This is a genomic window from Streptomyces chilikensis, assembly GCF_001642695.1.
Taxonomy (GTDB): Bacteria; Actinomycetota; Actinomycetes; order Streptomycetales; family Streptomycetaceae; genus Streptomyces; species Streptomyces chilikensis.
In genome coordinates this window covers 2336642-2355759 of record NZ_LWCC02000005.1, presented here as the reverse complement: position 1 = coordinate 2355759, position 19118 = coordinate 2336642, and the positions used below count along the sequence as shown (strand labels likewise).

General features: G+C 69.0%; 16 protein-coding genes. 8 read left to right on the top strand and 8 right to left on the bottom strand.

The genetic code is table 11. The features are described 5' to 3' along the window. The first annotated feature begins 58 nt into the window (after positions 1 to 58). The gene (locus tag A2U95_RS10625) at positions 59 to 1501 is read left to right on the top strand and encodes a CCA tRNA nucleotidyltransferase (RefSeq protein ID WP_166021898.1); all 1443 of its coding nucleotides are present in this window, start codon (positions 59 to 61) and stop codon (positions 1499 to 1501) included. Between the two features lie 114 nt (positions 1502 to 1615). Here A2U95_RS10625 and A2U95_RS10620 read toward each other — a convergent pair whose 3' ends face one another. The 3 genes from A2U95_RS10620 to A2U95_RS10610 form a co-directional block, all read right to left on the bottom strand. Next, entirely contained in the window at positions 1616 to 2905 is a 1290-nt protein-coding gene (locus A2U95_RS10620; protein ID WP_166021897.1) for an MFS transporter, read from the bottom strand. Positions 2906 to 3023: 118 nt separating this feature from the next. Beyond that, positions 3024 to 4106 (bottom strand): inositol-3-phosphate synthase, encoded by a 1083-nt coding sequence (locus tag A2U95_RS10615; protein ID WP_166021896.1) that lies wholly within the window; start codon positions 4104 to 4106, stop codon positions 3024 to 3026. Positions 4107 to 4147: 41 nt separating this feature from the next. Further along, on the bottom strand, positions 4148 to 4831 hold the full coding sequence (locus tag A2U95_RS10610; RefSeq protein ID WP_166021895.1) for a PadR family transcriptional regulator: 684 nt from the start codon (positions 4829 to 4831) through the stop codon (positions 4148 to 4150). 372 nt (positions 4832 to 5203) lie between these two features. On the opposite strand from A2U95_RS10610, the gene A2U95_RS10605 reads away from it, so the two are divergent. Continuing rightward, positions 5204 to 7840, top strand: coding sequence for a transglycosylase domain-containing protein (locus A2U95_RS10605; protein ID WP_166021894.1), 2637 nt, complete (start codon positions 5204 to 5206; stop codon positions 7838 to 7840). 99 nt (positions 7841 to 7939) lie between these two features. Further along, positions 7940 to 9562: a glycosyltransferase family 87 protein gene (locus A2U95_RS10600; protein ID WP_420856985.1), complete on the top strand. Its 1623-nt coding sequence runs from the start codon at positions 7940 to 7942 to the stop codon at positions 9560 to 9562. Positions 9563 to 9569: 7 nt separating this feature from the next. Here A2U95_RS10600 and A2U95_RS10595 read toward each other — a convergent pair whose 3' ends face one another. The 3 genes from A2U95_RS10595 to A2U95_RS10585 form a co-directional block, all read right to left on the bottom strand. Next, complete coding sequence (locus A2U95_RS10595) at positions 9570 to 10601, bottom strand: alanine racemase (RefSeq protein ID WP_166021892.1); 1032 nt, start codon at positions 10599 to 10601, stop codon at positions 9570 to 9572. Positions 10602 to 10705: 104 nt separating this feature from the next. Beyond that, a complete protein-coding gene (locus A2U95_RS10590) occupies positions 10706 to 11827 on the bottom strand; it encodes a lipid II:glycine glycyltransferase FemX (RefSeq protein WP_166021891.1) in 1122 nt (373 codons plus the stop codon). Positions 11828 to 12033: 206 nt separating this feature from the next. After that, the gene (locus tag A2U95_RS10585) at positions 12034 to 12363 is read right to left on the bottom strand and encodes a hypothetical protein (protein WP_166021890.1); all 330 of its coding nucleotides are present in this window, start codon (positions 12361 to 12363) and stop codon (positions 12034 to 12036) included. 261 nt (positions 12364 to 12624) lie between these two features. On the opposite strand from A2U95_RS10585, the gene rpsF reads away from it, so the two are divergent. The 4 genes from rpsF (at position 12625) to rplI (ending at position 14318) form a co-directional block, all read left to right on the top strand. After that, positions 12625 to 12915, top strand: coding sequence for a 30S ribosomal protein S6 (gene rpsF, locus A2U95_RS10580; protein WP_023548633.1), 291 nt, complete (start codon positions 12625 to 12627; stop codon positions 12913 to 12915). Between the two features lie 77 nt (positions 12916 to 12992). Further along, on the top strand, positions 12993 to 13571 hold the full coding sequence (locus A2U95_RS10575; RefSeq protein WP_166021889.1) for a single-stranded DNA-binding protein: 579 nt from the start codon (positions 12993 to 12995) through the stop codon (positions 13569 to 13571). Positions 13572 to 13616: 45 nt separating this feature from the next. Then, entirely contained in the window at positions 13617 to 13853 is a 237-nt protein-coding gene (gene rpsR, locus A2U95_RS10570; protein ID WP_003949403.1) for a 30S ribosomal protein S18, read from the top strand. Positions 13854 to 13871: 18 nt separating this feature from the next. After that, positions 13872 to 14318: a 50S ribosomal protein L9 gene (gene rplI, locus A2U95_RS10565; RefSeq protein WP_166021888.1), complete on the top strand. Its 447-nt coding sequence runs from the start codon at positions 13872 to 13874 to the stop codon at positions 14316 to 14318. Positions 14319 to 14470: 152 nt separating this feature from the next. On the opposite strand, the gene A2U95_RS10560 is transcribed toward rplI, so the two are convergent. Further along, on the bottom strand, positions 14471 to 15808 hold the full coding sequence (locus A2U95_RS10560; RefSeq protein WP_166021887.1) for an MATE family efflux transporter: 1338 nt from the start codon (positions 15806 to 15808) through the stop codon (positions 14471 to 14473). Between the two features lie 460 nt (positions 15809 to 16268). Here A2U95_RS10560 and dnaB point away from each other — a divergent pair, with 460 nt between their 5' ends. Continuing rightward, positions 16269 to 17750 (top strand): replicative DNA helicase, encoded by a 1482-nt coding sequence (gene dnaB / locus A2U95_RS10555; RefSeq protein WP_166021886.1) that lies wholly within the window; start codon positions 16269 to 16271, stop codon positions 17748 to 17750. A gap of 35 nt (positions 17751 to 17785) precedes the next feature. Here dnaB and A2U95_RS10550 read toward each other — a convergent pair whose 3' ends face one another. After that, on the bottom strand, positions 17786 to 18997 hold the full coding sequence (locus A2U95_RS10550; protein WP_166021885.1) for a GNAT family N-acetyltransferase: 1212 nt from the start codon (positions 18995 to 18997) through the stop codon (positions 17786 to 17788). Positions 18998 to 19118 lie beyond the last annotated feature (121 nt).

The window sequence follows — 19118 nt, the reverse complement described above, 5'->3', positions numbered from 1 at the left end:
GGGGCCGGGAAACAACTGGCGAGCGACCCGGGTGCCGGGCCACGTACTCTTTTCTGTTGTGCCGAACGCCAACGAAGACAAGTCCAGCGCCCTGACCCAGGCCGAGAACCTCGCGGTGACCGAGCTGCTGCGCGTGGCTCCCGTCGCCGACGATCTAGGACACCGATTCCAGGACGCGGGGTTCCGCCTCGCCCTGGTCGGCGGATCGGTACGGGACGCCCTGCTGGGCAGGCTGGGCAACGACCTGGACTTCACCACCGACGCCCGCCCCGAGGACGTCCTCGCGATCGTGCGGCCCTGGGCGGACGCCGTGTGGGAGGTGGGCATCGCCTTCGGCACCGTGGGCTGTCAGAAGGACGGCTACCAGATCGAGGTCACCACCTACCGTTCGGAGGCCTACGACCGCACCTCGCGCAAGCCCGAGGTGTCCTACGGCGACTCCATCGAGCAGGACCTGGTGCGCCGCGACTTCACGGTGAACGCCATGGCGCTCGCGCTGCCCGAGAAGGAGTTCGTCGATCCCTACGGCGGCCGTGAGGATCTGGCGCGCCGGGTGCTGCGCACGCCGGGGACTCCGGAGGAGTCCTTCTCCGACGACCCGCTGCGGATGATGCGGGCCGCCCGGTTCGCCGCGCAGCTGGACTTCGAGGTGGACCCCGAGGTCGTCACCGCGATGAGTGAGATGGCCGGACGGATCGAGATCGTCTCCGCGGAACGGGTCCGGGACGAGCTGAACAAGCTGGTCCTTTCCGCGAACCCCCGCAAGGGCCTCACCCTGCTGACGGAGACCGGACTGGCCGACCATGTCCTGCCCGAGCTCCCGGCGCTCCGTCTGGAGCGGGACGAGCACCACCGCCACAAGGACGTCTACGACCACACCTTGATCGTGCTGGAGCAGGCCATCGATCTGGAGGAGGACGGCCCCGATCTCATCCTCCGCCTGGCGGCCCTGCTCCATGACATCGGCAAGCCGCGTACGCGCCGCTTCGAGAAGGACGGCAGGGTCTCCTTCCACCACCACGAGGTGGTGGGCGCCAAGATGACCAAGAAGCGAATGACGGCGCTGAAGTACTCCAACGAGATGGTGAAGGACGTCTCCCGTCTCGTGGAGCTGCACCTGAGGTTCCACGGCTACGGCACCGGCGAATGGACCGACTCCGCCGTCCGTCGCTACGTGCGGGACGCCGGCCCGCTGCTGGACCGCCTGCACAAGCTGACCCGCTCCGACTGCACCACCCGGAACAAGCGCAAGGCGGCCGCCCTCTCCCGCGCCTACGACGGCCTGGAGGAGCGCATCGCCCAGCTCAAGGAGCAGGAGGAGCTGGACTCCATCCGCCCGGATCTGGACGGCAACCAGATCATGGAGATCCTCGGCGTCGGCCCCGGCCCGGTGATCGGCCGCGCGTACACGTTCCTGCTGGAGCTCCGCCTGGAGAACGGTCCGATGGAACGCGATGCGGCGGTGACCGCACTCAAGGAATGGTGGGCCGGACAGGACTGACCCGAGCGCCGGCCCTCGATGTTTCACGTGAAACATCGGTGCGCGGCTCGGCGGTGGTGTGCTGATGGGCGATGTTTCACGTGAAACGTCGCCCATCAGGCGTTCGGGAAGGTGTCAGGGCCGTGCTCGCGCCGAAATCCGCGTCAGGGTCGCGGCGGCGGCTCCGTAGAGCGCGGTCACGGTGAGCACCAGCGCCGGGGAGCGGCCGTCGGCCGGCAGCATCAGCGCCGCCACGCCTGCCGCCCCCACGAACGCCACATTGAAGAGCACGTCGTAGACGGAGAAGACGCGGCCGCGGAAACGGTCCTCGGTGGCGCACTGCACCACCGTGTCGGTCGAGATCTTCGCTCCCTGGGTGGCCATCCCCAGAACGAAGGCGGCCGCCATGACGGGCGCCGGGGCGAAGGTCAGCACCAGGGCGGGGGCGAGCACGGTGGCACAGGCGGCGCACAGCGTCATCCAGCGCAGCGGCCCCAGGCGTCCGGCGACGGAGGGGGTGATCGCCGCGGCGACGAAGAAACCTGCTCCCGATGCGGCGACCGCGACGCCGAGCAGCGCCAGACCATCCTGTGCTCCTCCGGATCCGGCCCCCGTGCTCCAGGCGTGGCGGCAGAGCATCAGGACCATCACCGTCTGGGCGCCGTAGCAGAAGCGCATCACCGTCATCGACGCCAGCGCCCAGGACGCCTGCCGCCTCCCGGCTTCCGTGAGGTGGCGCATCCCTTCGACCAGGCCGTGAGCGGTGCCGGTGAGGGTCTGCCGGAGTCGCGGAGCGGGGGCGCCGTCCCGGTCGGGCCCCAACAGGTCGGGCGCCATCCGGAGGGACGCCAGTGCGGCACAGAGGTAGAGGACGGCGCCCAGCAGGACCACCGCGGCGTCCGAGTCCGCTCCTGTGAGCCGGACCACGAAGGCCAGACCGCCTCCGGCGGTGGCCGCGAGGGTGCCGGCCGTGGGGGTGAGGGAGTTCGCCGTGACCAGCTGTTCACCGTCGACCACCCGGGGCAGAGCGGCGGACAGGCCGGCCAGCACGAATCGGTTGACCGCGGTGACGCAGAGGGCGGAGGCGTAGAAGAGCGGGTCGGGTGCGCCGCCCAGCATGAGCGCGGCGGTCACCAGGGCGAGCAGCGCGCGCAGCAGACTGCCGTACAGCAGGACCTGCCGCCGGCTCCACCGGTCGAGGAGGACTCCGGCGAACGGGCCGATGAACGAGTACGGCAGGAGGAGCACGGCCATCGCGGAGGCGATGGCCGCGGCCGAGGTCTGTTGCTCCGGGGAGAAGACCACGTAGGTGGTCAGTGCCACCTGATAGACGCCGTCCGCACCCTGGGAGAGCAGCCGTACGCCGAGCAGGCGGCGGAAGTCACGCAGGCGGAGCAGGACGGACAGGTCGCGTACCGCTGACATGGGGCTCAGCCTCACACACGCGGTGTCCGCAACGGGGGGAGGGGCCCCGGGCGACATGCCCGGGGCCCCTCCAAGGTCCCTGTGGAGCTTCCACCGTGAACCGGTGAGGTGGCGGGTGTCAGCGCTCGATCTCGCCCGCGATGAACTTCTCGACGTTGACACGGGCCTCGTCGTCGAAGTACTGGACCGGCGGGGACTTCATGAAGTAGCTGGAGGCGGAGAGGATGGGGCCACCGATGCCGCGGTCCTTGGCGATCTTCGCGGCACGGAGGGCGTCGATGATGACGCCCGCCGAGTTCGGGGAGTCCCAGACCTCGAGCTTGTACTCCAGGTTCAGCGGGACGTCACCGAAGGCGCGGCCCTCGAGACGGACGTACGCCCACTTGCGGTCGTCCAGCCAGGCCACGTAGTCGGAGGGGCCGATGTGGACGTTCTTCGCGCCGAGGTCCCGGTCGGGGATCTGGGAGGTGACGGCCTGGGTCTTGGAGATCTTCTTGGACTCCAGGCGCTCGCGCTCGAGCATGTTCTTGAAGTCCATGTTGCCGCCGACGTTCAGCTGCATCGTGCGGTCGAGCACGACACCGCGGTCCTCGAACAGCTTCGCCAGGACACGGTGGGTGATGGTGGCGCCCACCTGCGACTTGATGTCGTCACCGACGATCGGCACACCGGCCTCGGTGAACTTGTCCGCCCACTCCTTGGTGCCGGCGATGAAGACCGGGAGGGCGTTGACGAAGGCGACCTTGGCGTCGATGGCGCACTGGGCGTAGAAGCGGGCGGCGTCCTCGGACCCGACCGGCAGGTAGCAGACCAGGACGTCGACCTTCTGGTCCTTGAGGACCTGGACGACGTCGACCGGCTCGTCGGAGGACTCCTCGATGGTCTCGAGGTAGTACTTGCCGAGACCGTCGAGGGTGTGGCCCCGCTGGACGGTGACGCCGGTGCGCGGCACGTCGCAGATCTTGATGGTGTTGTTCTCGGAGGCGCCGATGGCGTCCGCGAGGTCGAGGCCGACCTTCTTCGCGTCGACGTCGAAGGCGGCGACGAACTCCACGTCACGGACGTGGTAGTCGCCGAACTGGACGTGCATCAAGCCAGGCACCTTGGACGCCGGATCGGCGTCCTTGTAGTACTCGACGCCCTGCACCAGCGAGGCGGCGCAGTTGCCCACGCCGACGATGGCTACGCGAACCGAACCCATTCCGGTGGCTCCCTGTGTGTACTCGGTGAAACCGTGCGGCTTCACGTGTTGTTGTCTTCGGGCGTCTCGGGCGGGGTGCCGTCCCCACGCCGGGTCTGGTCGCCCGTCGCTCCAGATGACGTGTCCTGCTGAGCGGAGTTCGGGGACGGTGACCGCTTCTGGTCCCGTCCGGCCCGCTCGCTCTCGATGAGCTCGTTCAGCCAGCGCACTTCGCGCTCCACGGACTCCATGCCGTGGCGCTGGAGCTCAAGGGTGTAGTCGTCGAGGCGCTCCCGCGTCCGTGCGAACGAGGCGCGCATCTTCTCCAGGCGCTCCTCGAGCCGGCTGCGACGACCTTCCAGCACTCGCATGCGCACATCGCGGGAGGTCTGCCCGAAGAAGGCGAACCGGGCCGCGAAGGTCTCGTCCTCGTAGGAGTCGGGGCCGGTCTGCGAGAGCAGTTCCTCGAACCGCTCCTTACCTTCCGCGGTGAGCCGGTAGACGATCTTGGCGCGACGCCCGGTGAGCGGGGTGGCCAGGGCGTCCACGGGTTCCGCAGAGGGTTCCTCGATCAACCAGCCGTTTGCGACCAGCGTCTTGAGGCATGGGTAGAGGGTTCCGTAGCTGAAGGCGCGGAAGACGCCCAGCGACGTGTTGAGCCGTTTGCGCAGCTCGTAGCCGTGCATCGGGGACTCGCGGAGCAGGCCGAGTACGGCGAACTCGAGGATGCCGGAACGCCGGCTCATCGTCGCCTCCTCTCTGCCGCGGACTGTCGTGGGTCGACTTTATGCTTCCCCGATGTATCGAGTCGATACATCCAGACGATAGGTCGGCTCCGAGCGGCGTACAAGGGGAGACTCGGTGAGCGGCGTCACATCGCCGAATCGAGTGCATCGCTATGCGACGTTCCTGGTCGAGAACCCGATTTGCGCACGTTCGGCGATGCGTAGTCTGTGCGGCATGCATACCGCCGGGAACCAAGTGACGTCCGTGGAACGTCCCTGTCCCAGGTGTAGTACGGCTGAACGAATGACCATCGGCCGTACGTCGGGGGGACCGGAGACCAGCCGCTGTTTCCAGGCGCTCATGTACGCGCCTGCCCGAGGAGTAATCGTTCGATGAGCGAGCACCGTCGCAAACCGCCACAGCCGCAGGGAGGCGGACGTGCCGCGGCCCGACGCGCCCAGTCCGGTTCGTCCTCCGGCCGCCGTGCGGCTCCGCGAGGAGCCACCGGCTCTCCGTCCGGCGCGTACCAGGAGCCGGGAGCGGAGGAGCGCCCGTACGGCGGCCGCGCCGAGGCCCGTCGGGCCGCGCAGCGTTCGGGAGGGGCCGGAGGAGGGCGTCGCAAGGCGGCTCCCGAAGGGCGAGGGGGCCGGGCCGGGTCCCGGGACCGGTTCATCGACTATCCGCGTGCCGGGAAGTACGGAGCTGCCCGTTGGGTGCCGTCGTGGCGCCTGGTGACGGGCATGTTCGTCGGCTTCTTCGCCGGCCTGCTGCTGGTGGGTGGCGTGGGGTACGCCATGGTGGACGTCCCGGACGAGGAGCAGGCCGCGGCGGTCGCGCAGACCAACGTCTTCTACTGGTCCGACGGCAGCCAGATGGCGGCCACGGGCGGCAAGGCGAACCGCCAGATCGTGTCGTTGGGCAAGATCCCGACGGAACTGCAGGACGCGGTGATCGCCGCCGAGAACGCCTCCTTCTACGAGGACGCGGGCGTCGACCCGATGGGCATCGCCCGGGCGCTCTTCAACATGGCCAAGGGTGACGAGGTCCAGGGCGGATCGACGATCACGCAGCAGTTCGTGAAGAACACCTACCTGGACCAGAGTCAGACGCTGACCCGGAAGTTCAAGGAGTTGTTCATCTCCATAAAGGTCGGCGCGAAGATGGAGAAGGACGACATCCTCGCCGGCTACCTGAACACCGCCTACTACGGCCGCGACGCCTATGGTGTCCAGGCCGCCGCGCAGGCCTATTTCGGCAAGGACGCCGAGGACCTCGAGCCGAACGAGAGCGTCTTCCTGGCCTCGGTCCTCAAGGGCCCCAACCTCTACAACCCCGACGGTGGCATCGGCTCCAACGCCTCGCAGAAGGCCAACACGGAGCGGGCGGAGAAGCGCTGGGAGTGGATCCTGGACCGTATGGTCGAGGTCGGCCGGATGCCCCAGTCCGATCGGGACGAGATCACGGAGTTCCCGAAGCTCAAGAAGCAGAAGTCCAAGCTCTCGGGCCAGACCGGCTACCTGCTCGACATCGCCAAGGGCTACGTGGCCAAGACGGCCGACATCTCCACGGACGACCTGGAGAGGGGCGGCTACCGGATCTACACCACCTTCGACAAGGACCGGGTGAGGGATCTGGAGAAGGCCGTGCACAAGACGCGCGAGGACCTCCTCGACGAGAAGAAGCGCCCCGACACCGACACCCACGTGCAGTTCGGCGCCGCGTCCGTCGACCCCGACAGCGGAGCCATCGTGGCCGTCTACGGCGGTGAGGGCTACGACAAGGGGCACTACACCAACAACGCGGACACCATGGGTGTGCCGGTCGGATCGACGTGGAAGCCGTTCGTGCTGGCCTCTGCCATGGAGTACGGGACCATCCACACCGGCGGCCAGCCCCTCTCGCCGCAGAGCCTCTACCAGGGCAACGACCTCACGGTGATCAAGGACCAGAACGGTGAGCCCATCAAGAACGACAAGGGCCTCCCGTTCAGGCAGAAGAACGAGGGCACCGAGGCCTGGGGAATGATCACGCTCGAAGAGGCCATGGAGCACTCGGTCAACGTTCCGTTCGTCCAGCTGGGCATCGACGTGGGTCTGGACAACACCCGCAAGACCGCCATGGACCTGGGCATCCTGAAGGACAGCTTCGACTCGGGGAACATGAACAACGCCTCGTTCTCCCTGGGTACCTCGACCCCCAGCGCGATCCGCATGGCCGACGCCTACGCGGGCTTCGCGTCCTCCGGTGTCCACTACGAGCCGTTCTCGGTGACCAAGGTCGTCGACCCCACGGGCAAGGAACTCCCCCAGTTCGATCCGCCGAAGAAGGAGGAGGGCCTCGAGCCGGCGGTCGCGGACAACGTGACCAAGGTGCTGGAGAACGTGGTCCAGAACGGCACGGCCAAGGCGCTTGCGGACCTCCCCTTCCCGAACGCCGGCAAGACCGGTACGACCGACGAGAACAAGTCCGCCTGGTACGTCGGGTACACCTCGGAGCTCTCCACCGCCGTGGCGATGTTCCGGACCAACCCGAAGGACAAGGAACTGCTCTCCATGAAGGGCGTCGGCGACCTGCCCTCCATCCACGGTGGTGACATCCCCGCCGACGTGTGGAAGGAGTACATGTCGGTGGCCATGCAGGACAAGGAGAAGTACAACCCGCAGCCCTTCCCGGAGCCGGCTCCCATCGGCACGGTCTACAACCCGGCCCCGAGCCCGGAGCCGAGCCCGTCGGAGTCCGAGGTCGAGGAGGACGAGGAGGAGAAGGACGACAAGCCCACGCCGAGCAAGCCGGCGGAGCCCTCCACGACCTGCGAGCCGTTCGACTTCGAGTGCATGACCAACGGCGGCAACACCGGTGGTCAGACCGCGGACGGCGGGACCACCGGTGAGACGGACACCGGTGGGACCACCGGTGAGACGGACACCGGTGGAACCGGCGGTGAGGAAGACGGCGGTACCGTCACCGAAGGCACCGTCTTCGGCAACAACAACAGTGGTGGAAACAGCAGGGGCGGAACGACCGGTTAGCTCCGGAACGGCACGTCACGTCCGTTTCACGTGAAACATGGGGCCGCCGCACCTTCGGGTGCGGCGGCCCTCGCCCGTTTCCGGTGCGGGTACGGCAGGATGTGCGCCATGACGGGCGCAGAGACGACGCACCAGAGCACTCCCGAGCCTCCTGGGCCGGGGACCGGAGCCACCGTGGCGCAGGTTCGGGCGGAACCGGTCTCCCCCACCCACGAGGACCCCGTGGCCGTGGCAGGCAGCGAGTTCCTGGGCGGCCCCTCGGGGCGGCATACGCTGACGGGCGCCGTCTGGTGGTCGCCGGTGCGCGTCGTGGTGCTCGTGGCGATGGTCCTCTTCGCCCTGGGGCTGGTCCAGAAGGCGCCCTGCTACAACGGCGGCTGGTTCTACGGCGCCGGTGCCCAGTACACCCACGCCTGTTACTCCGACATCCCGCACCTGTACCACGCCCGTGGTTTCGCGGAAGGGCTGGTGCCGTACTTCGACCGGCTGCCGGGGGACATGGAGTACCTCGAGTACCCGGTGCTCACCGGGGTCTTCATGGAGGTGGCCTCCTGGCTGACCCCCGACGGCGGAAGCTTCCAGGACCAGAGCCAGAACTACTGGATGGTCAACGCCGGCATGCTGATGGCCTGCGCCGCGGTGATCGCCGTCTGCGCTGCCCGCACCCATGCACGGCGGCCCTGGGACGGTCTGCTGGTCGCCCTGGCACCGGCGTTCGCACTGACGGCCACCATCAACTGGGACCTCCTGGCCGTCGCCCTGACGGCCGGCGCGATGCTGATGTGGGCGCGTTCCCGCCCGCTCGCCTTCGGTGTCCTGCTGGGCCTGGCCACGGCCGCCAAGCTCTATCCGGTCTTCCTGCTGGCGCCGCTGCTGGCCCTCTGCTGGCGGTCGGGGCGCATGCGGGAGTACGGAACCGCGGTGGCGGGCGCCGCGGGCGCCTGGCTGGTGGTGAACGTGCCGGTGATGCTCTTCGCCTTCGAGGGCTGGTCCAAGTTCTACCGCTTCAGCCAGGAGCGCTCGGTCGACTTCGGCTCCTTCTGGCTGATCCTGGACCAGCGCACCGACCTGGACCTCTCCCCCGCCGTCGTGAACCCCATCGCCCTCGTCCTCACCGTGGCGGCGGTCGCCGGCGTGATGGCCCTGTCCCTCTCCGCGCGGCGGCGGCCCCGCTTCGCCCAGGTGGCCTTCCTGGTGGTGGCCGCCTTCATCCTCACCAACAAGGTCTACTCGCCCCAGTACGTCCTCTGGCTGGTGCCGCTGGCCGCCCTGGCCCGCCCGAGGTGGCGCGACTTCCTGATCTGGCAGGCCTGCGAGGTCATGTACTTCCTGGGCATCTGGCTGTACCTCGCGCAGACCAGCGGCGGCGACAAGGCGAAGGGCCTCCCCCTGGAGGGGTACCAGTTCGCGATCCTCGTGCACCTGCTGGGGACGCTCTTCCTCTGCGCCGTCATCGTCCGCGACATCGTCCGGCCGGAGGAGGACGTGGTGCGCCGGTCGGGAGAGGACGATCCCTCGGGCGGCGTGCTCGACGGGGCACGGGACGCTTCCCGCCGCTCGTCCTCCGACGGTCCGTCCCACGAGCAGGACCCCGCCGGCCTCGCGGCCTCGGCGGACGGGACCGGCCACCGGGACGGCGACGACGGCGACGACCCGTGGAAGTACCGCGGCGGCTCCCTCCGCAAGGAGGAAGCCGCCGGGAACGGGGACGGGAACAGGTAGGAACGGCTCAGTTGTCGACGAGCCGGTCGAACTGCGTCGTGGTGTGGCGCAGGTGCGCGACCAGCTCGTCGCCCACCGTGGGCTCCGGCGCGTCCGCCGGGATGAAGAGGATCGAGACCTGCATGTGCGGGGGCTCGGCGAACCACCGCTGCTTGCCCGCCCAGACGAAGGGCGACAGGTTCCGGTTGACGGTGGCCAGACCAGCCCGGGCCACGCCCTTGGCCCGGGGCATCACGCCGTGCAGCGCCTTGGGCGCCTCCAGGCCGACACCGTGCGAGGTCCCGCCCGCGACGACGACCAGGTAGCCGTCCGACGCCACCTTCTGCTGGCGGTAGCCGAACCGGTCGCCCTTGGAGACCCGCGTGACGTCGAGGACGGCGCCGCGGTACTCGGTCGCCTCGTGGTCGCCCAGCCACAGCCGGGTGCCGATCCGCGCGCGGAACCGGGTCTGCGGGAACTGCTGCTGCAGTCGCGTCAGTTCGTCCGCCTTGAGGTGGCTGACGAACATCGTGTGCAGCGGGAGGCGGGCGGCCCGCAGGCGGTCCATCCAGCCGATGACCTCCTCGACGGCGTCCGAGCCGTCGGTGCGGTCCAGGGGCAGGTGGAGGGCGAAGCCCTCCAGACGGACGTTCTCTATGGCGGTGTGCAGTTGCGGGAGGTCCGCCTCGCTGACGCCGTGGCGCTTCATCGAGGACATCACCTCGATCACCACGCGCGCGCCCACCAGGCCGTAGACCCCGTCCACCGAAGAGACCGACCGGATGACCCGGTCCGGCAGCGGGACCGGCTCCTCGCCGCGCCGGAAGGGCGTCAGGACCAGCAGGTCGCCGCCGAACCAGTCCTTGAGCTTGGCCGCCTCGTAGGTGGTGCCGGTGGCGAGGATGTCGGAGCCCAGCCGGGTCGCTTCCTCGGCCAGCCGCTCGTGACCGAAGCCGTAGCCGTTGCCCTTGCAGACGGGGACGAGGCCGGGGAACGAATCCTGCACGTGTTTGTGGTGTGCCCGCCAGCGCGCGGTGTCGACGTAGAGCGTGAGCGCCATGGCCGGTCCGGACCCTTTCTCGTGGCTTCGGATGTGAGGAGTGGAGAGGGCTGGTGCCGCCCTGGGGCGGCCTCAGCTGACTATGGAAGCAAACACCGATGCGGTCAGCGGCGCGACATGTAGATGTCGAGGGCCTTGTGGAGCAGCTTGTTCAGCGGGAAGTCCCACTCGCCCAGGTACTCCGCGGCCTGGCCGCCGGTGCCCACCTTGAACTGGATGAGACCGAAGAGGTGGTCCGACTCGTCGAGCGAGTCGGAGATGCCCCGCAGGTCGTAGACGGTGGCGCCCAGTGCGTAGGCGTCCCGGAGCATCCGCCACTGCATGGCGTTGGAGGGGCGGAACTCGCGGCCGACGTTGTCGGAGGCGCCGTAGGAGTACCAGACGTGCCCGCCGACGATCAGCATGGTCGCCGCGGACAGGTTCACCCCGTCCTTGCGGGCGAAGTACAGCCGCATGCGGTTGGGGTCCTCGGCGTTGAGCGCCGTCCACATGCGCTGGAAGTAGGAGAGCGGACGGGGCCGGAAACGGTCGCGCACCGCGGTGATCTCGTAGAGCCGCTGCCACTCCTCGAGGTCCTGGTATCCGCCCTGGACGACCTCGACGCCGGCCTTCTCGGCCTTCTTGATGTTGCGGCGCCACAGCTGGTTGAAGTTCTTGTGGACGTCCTCGAGCGAGCGGTTCGCCAGCGGGACCTGGAAGACGTAGCGGGGCTGGACGTCGCCGAAGCCGGCGCCGCCGTCCTCACCCTGCTGCCAGCCCATCCGGCGCAGCTTGTCGGCCACCTCGAAGGCGCGCGGCTCGATGAAGTCCGGCTCGATGTCCCGCAGCCGCTTCACGTCCGTGTCCTGGATGCCCCTCTTGATGGAGGGGGCGTCCCAGCGGCGGATGACCACCGGCGGGCCCATCTTCACGGAGAAGGCTCCCTGCTCCTTCAGGTGGGCCAGCATGGGCTCCAGCCAGTCGGTCAGGTTGGGCGCGTACCAGTTGATGACCGGCCCCTCGGGCAGGTAGGCCAGGTAGCGCTTGATCTTGGGCAGCTGCCGGTACAGCACCAGGCCCGCGCCGACCAGCTCGCCGCTGCGGTCGTCGAACCAGCCCAGGCTCTCCGAGCGCCACTCGGCCTTCACATCCGCCCACGCCGGTACCTGCATGTGGCTCGCCGAGGGCAGACTCTGGATGTAGGCCAGATGCTGTTCTCGGCTGATCGTCCTCAGGGTCAGGCTCATTCGGGGCGCTCCTCGGCTGGCGTGTCCCCACATGTCGGGGCTCCGGCTCTCGCGCCGAAGCCTACTGTGCCTGCCGAACGTACTGACGGACACGTACGGAGTCCGCCCCGGCCGGCACCGGGAAGCCGGTGCCGGCCGGGGCGGACGGGACAACAGGGAGGAAGGGGGCCGTGGCCCTCGCCGCCCGGACGGCGGCGTCGGCAGGGCTACGGAACCACCCCGCCGAAGAGACCTCCGTGGGACATGCCCAGGAAGAATCCGAGCGCGCAGGCGCCCAGCCCGACGATCAGCCCGAACCGTTCGCGGGTGGTCGCCGAGATGAACTGGCCGAAGCCACCCGTGACGATGCCGATCAGGCCCGCCCACGAGGTGATCAGGTGGAGGTTGTGGAACCCGGCTGTCACCAGGGCCAGCACACCGAGCACCAGGGTGACGCCGAGCAGGGCGTTCACCTTGGGGTGGGGCTTGTGGTCGGTGGCGAAGAGGGACCCGTGGATGGTAGTGGGTCGCGGCTGCGAACGCGTTGTCTGTGCCATGAGCACCTCCCGACGGAAGCGGCGCATCCTAGTCGGCGAGTACCCGATATGTACCGGATCGACGCTGTTCGCGCACGGATTTCAGCCGGAAGCCGGTGTGCGGGTAGTCTGTACCGTCTGCACCGGTGTCTGCCCACGTCACGAAGGCTTCCGCCCCGACTGTCAGTGGGTGCCGATACCGTTGCTGATGTAACACCACGCATACAACCCTCCTGCCACGGATCGACCGTGGCCGCTGAGTCCAAAGGAGGTGGGTTCCACATGCGTCACTACGAGGTGATGGTCATCCTCGACCCCGATCTGGAGGAGCGCGCTGTCGCCCCCCTGATCGAGAACTTCCTTTCCGTCGTCCGTGAGGGCAACGGCAAGGTCGAGAAGGTCGACACCTGGGGCCGTCGTCGTCTCGCGTACGAGATCAAGAAGAAGCCCGAGGGCATCTACTCGGTCATCGACCTGCAGGCCGAGCCTGCGGTCGTCAAGGAGCTCGACCGCCAGATGAACCTGAACGAGTCGGTCCTCCGGACCAAGGTCCTCCGTCCCGAGATGCACTGAGCCTGCCGGCTCGGTCATTCCCGGGAATCGAGTAGCACCACCAGCAGCCAGCAGCAAACCCGCTGAGAGGTTCCCCCATGGCAGGCGAGACCGTCATCACGGTCGTCGGCAATCTGGTCGACGACCCCGAGCTGCGCTTCACCCCGTCCGGTGCGCCGGTCGCGAACTTCCGTGTCGCGTCCACCCCCCGCACCTTCGACCGGCAGACCAACGAGTGGAAGGACGGCGAGAGCCTGTTCCTGAGCTGCTCGGTCTGGCGGCAGACGGCGGAGAACGTCGCGGAGTCCCTGACGAAGGGCATGCGCGTGGTCGTCCAGGGCCGGCTGAAGCAGCGGTCCTACGACGACAACCAGGGCGTCAGGCGGACGGTCTACGAGCTGGACGTCGAGGAAGTCGGCCCCAGCCTGCGGAACGCCACGGCGAAGGTCACCAAGACCTCCGGCGGCGGTGCCCGCGGCGGCCAGGGCGGTTACGGCGGCGGCGGCAACCAGGGTGGCGGCGGCTGGGGCGGTGGCCCCGGCGGCGGTCAGCAGGGCGGCGGCTCCCAGCCCGACCCGTGGGCGTCCGGCGGTGCTCCCGCCGGCAACCAGGGCGGCGGCGGCTGGGGCGGCGGCTCCGGCTCCGGCGGTGGCTACTCGGACGAGCCCCCCTTCTAGGGCGGACTCGTCACCCACACTTCTTGATCACACAGGAGAATCACCATGGCGAAGCCGCCTGTGCGCAAGCCGAAGAAGAAGGTCTGCGCGTTCTGCAAGGACAAGGTCACGTACGTGGACTACAAGGACACGAACATGCTGCGGAAGTTCATTTCCGACCGCGGCAAGATCCGTGCCCGCCGCGTGACCGGCAACTGCACCCAGCACCAGCGTGACGTCGCCACGGCCGTGAAGAACAGCCGTGAGATGGCGCTGCTGCCCTACACGTCCACCGCGCGATAAGGGAAGGGTGACCGAAAAATGAAGATCATCCTCACCCACGAGGTCTCCGGCCTCGGCGCTGCCGGCGACGTCGTCGACGTCAAGGACGGCTACGCTCGCAACTACCTGATCCCGCGGAACTTCGCGATCCGCTGGACCAAGGGTGGCGAGAAGGACGTGGCGCAGATCCGCCGCGCCCGCAAGATCCACGAGATCCAGACCATCGAGCAGGCCAACGCCGTCAAGGCGCAGCTCGAGGGCACCAAGGTCCGTCTGGCCGTTCGCTCCGGCGACGCCGGTCGTCTCTTCGGCTCCGTCACCCCGGCCGACATCGCTTCCGCGATCAAGGCTTCCGGTGGCCCCGAGGTCGACAAGCGCCGCATCGAGCTGGGCGCTCCGATCAAGACCCTGGGCTCGCACGAGACCTCGGTGCGTCTGCACCCCGAGGTCGCTGCCAAGGTCAGCGTCGAGGTCGTCTCCGCCTGAGCTTCGGCTCGCGACTGAGCTGACGCTCAGCGACCACTGAGAAGGGCCGCACCTGCCAGGTGCGGCCCTTCTTGCATGCTCTTCCTCGTGAGGTCTGCCCCGTTCCCGCGTTTCACGTGAAACAGCGAGGCCAGGCCCCGCGCGGGCGTCCGTCAGCGGGTCGCGCCGGTGACGATCCACCGTCCGGACCGGGCGCGCCACCAGAGGGTCAGCATCCGTACGGCCATCATCAGGGTCATCGCACCCCAGAGTGCGGTGAGCCCGCCTCCCATGGCGGGCACCAACAGGGCGACCGGCGTGAAGACGGCGAGCGTGGCGAGCATGGCCCAGGCCAGGTAAGGGCCGTCACCCGCCCCCATGAGAACGCCGTCCAGGACGAAGACGACCCCGCAGAGCGGCTGGGCCAGTGCGATGACGATCAATGCCGGGAACGCCGCTTCCCGGACCGAGGCGTCACCGGTGAACAGGGGCAGAAGCAGCGGCCTGGCCAGTACCACCAGGAGACCGAGGGCGATGCCCGCCGCGATCCCCCACTCGACCATGCGACGGCAGGCTTCCCTGGCCCCCTGGGAATCACCGGCACCGAGGTACCGCCCGATGATGGCCTGACCGGCGATGGCGATGGCGTCCAGTGCGAAGGCCAGCAGGCTCCAGAGCGAGAGGACGATCTGGTGTGCCGCCACGTCGGCGTCGCCCAGGCGGGCCGCCACCGCGGTGGCGATCATCAGGATCGCCCGCAGGGAGAGGGTGCGGACCAGCAAGGGCACACCGGCCTGGGCGGACGCCCGGATCCCTGCCGCATCCGGACGCAACGACGCTCCATGACGACGGGCTCCGCGCACGACCACCACCAGGTAGACCGCCGCCATGCCGCACTGGGCGATCACCGTGCCCCAGGCGGAACCCGCGATGCCCATGTCGGCGCCGTAGACCAGCACCACATTGAGGACGGCGTTGGCCATGAAACCGCCGACAGCCACCCGCAGGGGAGTCCTGGTGTCCTGGAGTCCTCGCAGCACACCGGTCGCGGCGAGGACGACGAGCATCGGGGGGATGCCGAGGGAGGAGATCCGCAGGTAGGTGATGGCATACGGGGCCACGGTGTCGGAGGCGCCGAAAAGTCCGACCAGGGCCGGGGCGGTGGGCAGCGTGACAGCGATCACCGCACAGCCCAGCAGCAGCGCAAGCCAGATGCCGTCCATCCCTTGACGGATGGCGGCGCCGAGGTCGCCGGCGCCGACCCGCCGGGCGACGGCGGCGGTCGTCGCATAGGCGAGGAAGACGAAGACGCTCACCGCAGTGGCCAGGAGCGTCGACGCCACACCGAGACCGGCCAATTGCGCGGTGCCCAGATGTCCGACGATCGCACTGTCCGCGAGGATGAAAAGGGGCTCGGCGACCAGGGCTCCGAAGGCCGGGAGCGCCAGCGCGATGATCTCACGGTCGTGTCGGCGGCGGCCCGCCCGGCCGGTCGCAGAAGCCTGTGTCATAAGCACCAATCTAATCTTCCACAGGTAAGAGGTGCAACGGACTTCTGACGCTTACTTTTGTGGGCTCGGCGTGGGCTCTCGCACAGCGTTCCGGTGGATCTTGGCCGGGCGGCCGATTTTTTTCTTCTACACAACCGGCGATCCGCGTTACCGCAGGTCAATAGGGTGAATCGCGAATCGCTGCGGGCTTGTTCACAGCGCTGTCCACCGACTCGTGCACAGGATTCGCGGGGTTGTCCACAACATACGGCCGGTCTTCCACATGGCCTGTGGATAACGAGATTGGCTGGCGGTGGCTGCGGGCTTAGCGTGGTGCGGTGCTCGCCCCCGCCGGGCGTGGAGATTCCCCGCGCGACCGGCACGTCACAAGGGTAGGCGGGCCGCTCGATCTGTCAGAGCCGTGCCGTACAACGGAAGGGCACGGCGAGGTCCGCGCGGCGGACGGGAGGAGGGTCGCTCGGTGAGCATTTCCGAGCCCTTGGACGACCCCTGGGCCGAGAGCGGTCCCAGTGATCGTCTGCCCGCGTCGCGCCGTCGCGAGGATTCCGGGCCGGGCCGTTCCGGCGGTCGTGGGGACCGCTCCGGGGACGGACGGTGGGCCGACCAGGAGGTCTCCCCCTTCGAACGGGTGCCACCGCAGGACCTCGACGCCGAACAGTCCGTGCTCGGCGGCATGCTGCTGTCCAAGGACGCCATCGCCGACGTGGTGGAGGTCCTCAAGGGCCACGACTTCTACAAGCCGGCCCACGAGCTGATCTACCAGGCCATCCTGGACGTCTACGCCAAGGGCGAGCCGGCCGACCCGATCACCATCGCCGCCGAGCTCACCAAGCGCGGTGAGATCAACAAGGTGGGCGGTGCCGCCTACCTGCACACCCTGGTCCAGACGGTCCCCACCGCGGCCAACGCCGAGTACTACGCGGAGATCGTCCACGAACGCGCCGTGCTGCGCCGCCTGGTGGAGGCGGGGACCCGGATCACCCAGATGGGATACGCGGCGGACGACGACGTCGACGAGATCGTCAACCGCGCGCAGGCCGAGATCTACGCCGTCACCGAGCAGCGCACCAGCGAGGACTACCTCCCGCTCGGCGACATCATGGAGGGCGCGCTCGACGAGATCGAGGCGATCGGCTCCCGCAGCGGCGAGATGACCGGCGTCCCCACCGGCTTCACCGACTTCGACGCCCTGACCAACGGTCTTCACCCCGGTCAGATGATCGTCATCGCGGCCCGCCCGGCCATGGGCAAGTCGACCCTGGCGCTGGACTTCGCCCGTGCGGCGTCGATCAAGCACCAGCTGCCCAGCGTGGTCTTCTCCCTGGAGATGGGCCGCAACGAGATCGCCATGCGCCTGCTCTCCGCCGAGGCACGGGTGGCCCTCCACCACATGCGTTCGGGCACCATGACCGACGACGACTGGACCCGCCTGGCGCGCCGGATGCCCGACGTCTCCGCCGCGCCGCTCTACATCGACGACTCCCCCAACCTGTCGATGATGGAGATCCGAGCCAAGTGCCGTCGGCTCAAGCAGCGCAACGACCTGAAGCTGGTCGTCATCGACTACCTCCAGCTGATGCAGTCCGGCGGTTCCAAGCGCGCCGAGAACCGCCAGCAGGAGGTCTCGGACATGTCCCGTAACCTCAAGCTGCTGGCCAAGGAGCTGGAGATCCCGGTGATCGCGCTCTCCCAGCTGAACCGAGGCCCCGAGCAGCGGACCGACAAGAAGCCGATGGTCTCCGACCTGCGTGAGTCCGGCTCCATCGAGCAGGACGCCGACATGGTCATCCTGCTCCACCGTGAGGACGCCTACGAGAAGGAGTCGCCGCGCGCGGGCGAGGCGGACCTGATCGTGGCCAAGCACCGTAACGGTCCGACGGCCACCATCACGGTCGCCTTCCAGGGCCACTACTCGCGCTTCGTGGACATGGCGCAGAGCTGATCACGCGGGCCGCGGGCACGTCCGCGGACGGACCGTCAGAACCAGTGCAGGCAGTGCGGGGGACGCTCGGCGCGGAAGAGCGCGTCGGCGAGGGCGGCCGCTCCGGGACGGTGGGCCCGGATGTGCCCGGCCCGCACCAGGGTGCTCACCGGGGTGCCGCCCAGGTAGACGGAGCCCAGGTCCCGCACGTCCAGGGACAGGTCGGGCCCGCGGTCGGTCGGTACGCAGTCCGCCGTGCCGTCCCGGACGGTCAGCAGGTGGCGCGTGTGCTCGCCGAGGAAGGGATCGTCGACGTCGAGGACCAGCTCGCCGTCGGTGAACCAGCCGCGGGAGGTCAGCGCGCGGGGGACGTCCAGCAGCCGCACCCAGAGCCAGTCGGTGACGGAGCCGACCTCGCCGGCGCGGTGGTCGGCGAGCTGCCAGCGCAGCGGGTGCCCGGGCGGGACGTGCCGGAACACGACCTTCTCGACCAGGTCGTGGCCCAGGACGCATCCGGCCAGGGCGGTGAACACCGTGTCGTCGGCGGCGACGGTCTCGTCGACCGTCAGGACCCGGTCCGCGAGCGCATAACTGGCGTAGCCGTCCGGCACACCGTCGGCGTCCCGGTGGACGGCGACGTGGCGGGGCGCCTCGGCGACCGGGGGCTGCCCCGCGCCCAGCTCCCACCAGCGGCGGGGACGGGACAGCGCGCCGGGCTGCCTGCGGCGGTACCGGTCGTAGACCTCCTCCAGGAGGTCCCCGCAGGCGGAGCGCCGCAGCACCTCCACGGAACCCGGGTCCGGGTCCGCCCCGCGTGCGCGGGGGAGCGCCAGGGCGGCCCGGTGGCGCGGCACCGTCAGCCGCTCCGTGCAGGTCGCCGGTCCGTAGCCGAACCTGCCGTAGATCGTGGCCTCGGAGGCCAGGAGGACGGAGAGGACCTCTCCCCGGGCCCGCAGATCGCCGAGCTGACGCCGCATCATCGCGGTGAGCACGCCCTGGCGCCGGTGCGTGGGCAGGACGCCCACCGCGGTCACCCCGGGAGCCGGAACGAGGACCTCACCGGGCAGCGTGAGCTCGAAGGAGTACGCGCCGGCGGTGCCGACGGGCCGCCCGTCCGCCGCCACCGCGAGCAGACCGCGGTCCATCTCGAACGCCGACCACCAGACCCCCCTGCCCTCCACCGGGGTGTCCGGGAAGAGGCCGAACGCGGCGTGGAGCGTGTCGACGAAGACATCGAGGTCCTGGTCGGTCGTGGAGCGGATGTCCATCGCTGGCGCAGCCTCCTGGGATGCCGGCGCCACGACCCGTGACGCCCGCCTCAGTGCAGTACCGGGGCCAGGTCCCGGTCAAACGAATTTCGCGCGCCGCCCGGCCGTGGAGGGCCGGGCG

What these genes read in the sequence shown, in the direction of transcription:
- A2U95_RS10620 (WP_166021897.1), bottom strand. Translation starts at nt 2,905, where the DNA reads ATGTCAGCGGTACGCGACCTGTCCGTCCTGCTCCGCCTGCGTGACTTC.
- A2U95_RS10615 (WP_166021896.1), bottom strand. Translation starts at nt 4,106, where the DNA reads ATGGGTTCGGTTCGCGTAGCCATCGTCGGCGTGGGCAACTGCGCCGCC.
- A2U95_RS10610 (WP_166021895.1), bottom strand. Translation starts at nt 4,831, where the DNA reads ATGAGCCGGCGTTCCGGCATCCTCGAGTTCGCCGTACTCGGCCTGCTC.
- A2U95_RS10605 (WP_166021894.1), top strand. Translation starts at nt 5,204, where the DNA reads ATGAGCGAGCACCGTCGCAAACCGCCACAGCCGCAGGGAGGCGGACGT.
- A2U95_RS10600 (WP_420856985.1), top strand. Translation starts at nt 7,940, where the DNA reads ATGTGCGCCATGACGGGCGCAGAGACGACGCACCAGAGCACTCCCGAG.
- A2U95_RS10595 (WP_166021892.1), bottom strand. Translation starts at nt 10,601, where the DNA reads ATGGCGCTCACGCTCTACGTCGACACCGCGCGCTGGCGGGCACACCAC.
- A2U95_RS10590 (WP_166021891.1), bottom strand. Translation starts at nt 11,827, where the DNA reads ATGAGCCTGACCCTGAGGACGATCAGCCGAGAACAGCATCTGGCCTAC.
- A2U95_RS10585 (WP_166021890.1), bottom strand. Translation starts at nt 12,363, where the DNA reads ATGGCACAGACAACGCGTTCGCAGCCGCGACCCACTACCATCCACGGG.
- rpsF (WP_023548633.1), top strand. Translation starts at nt 12,625, where the DNA reads ATGCGTCACTACGAGGTGATGGTCATCCTCGACCCCGATCTGGAGGAG.
- A2U95_RS10575 (WP_166021889.1), top strand. Translation starts at nt 12,993, where the DNA reads ATGGCAGGCGAGACCGTCATCACGGTCGTCGGCAATCTGGTCGACGAC.
- rpsR (WP_003949403.1), top strand. Translation starts at nt 13,617, where the DNA reads ATGGCGAAGCCGCCTGTGCGCAAGCCGAAGAAGAAGGTCTGCGCGTTC.
- rplI (WP_166021888.1), top strand. Translation starts at nt 13,872, where the DNA reads ATGAAGATCATCCTCACCCACGAGGTCTCCGGCCTCGGCGCTGCCGGC.
- A2U95_RS10560 (WP_166021887.1), bottom strand. Translation starts at nt 15,808, where the DNA reads ATGACACAGGCTTCTGCGACCGGCCGGGCGGGCCGCCGCCGACACGAC.
- A2U95_RS10550 (WP_166021885.1), bottom strand. Translation starts at nt 18,997, where the DNA reads ATGGACATCCGCTCCACGACCGACCAGGACCTCGATGTCTTCGTCGAC.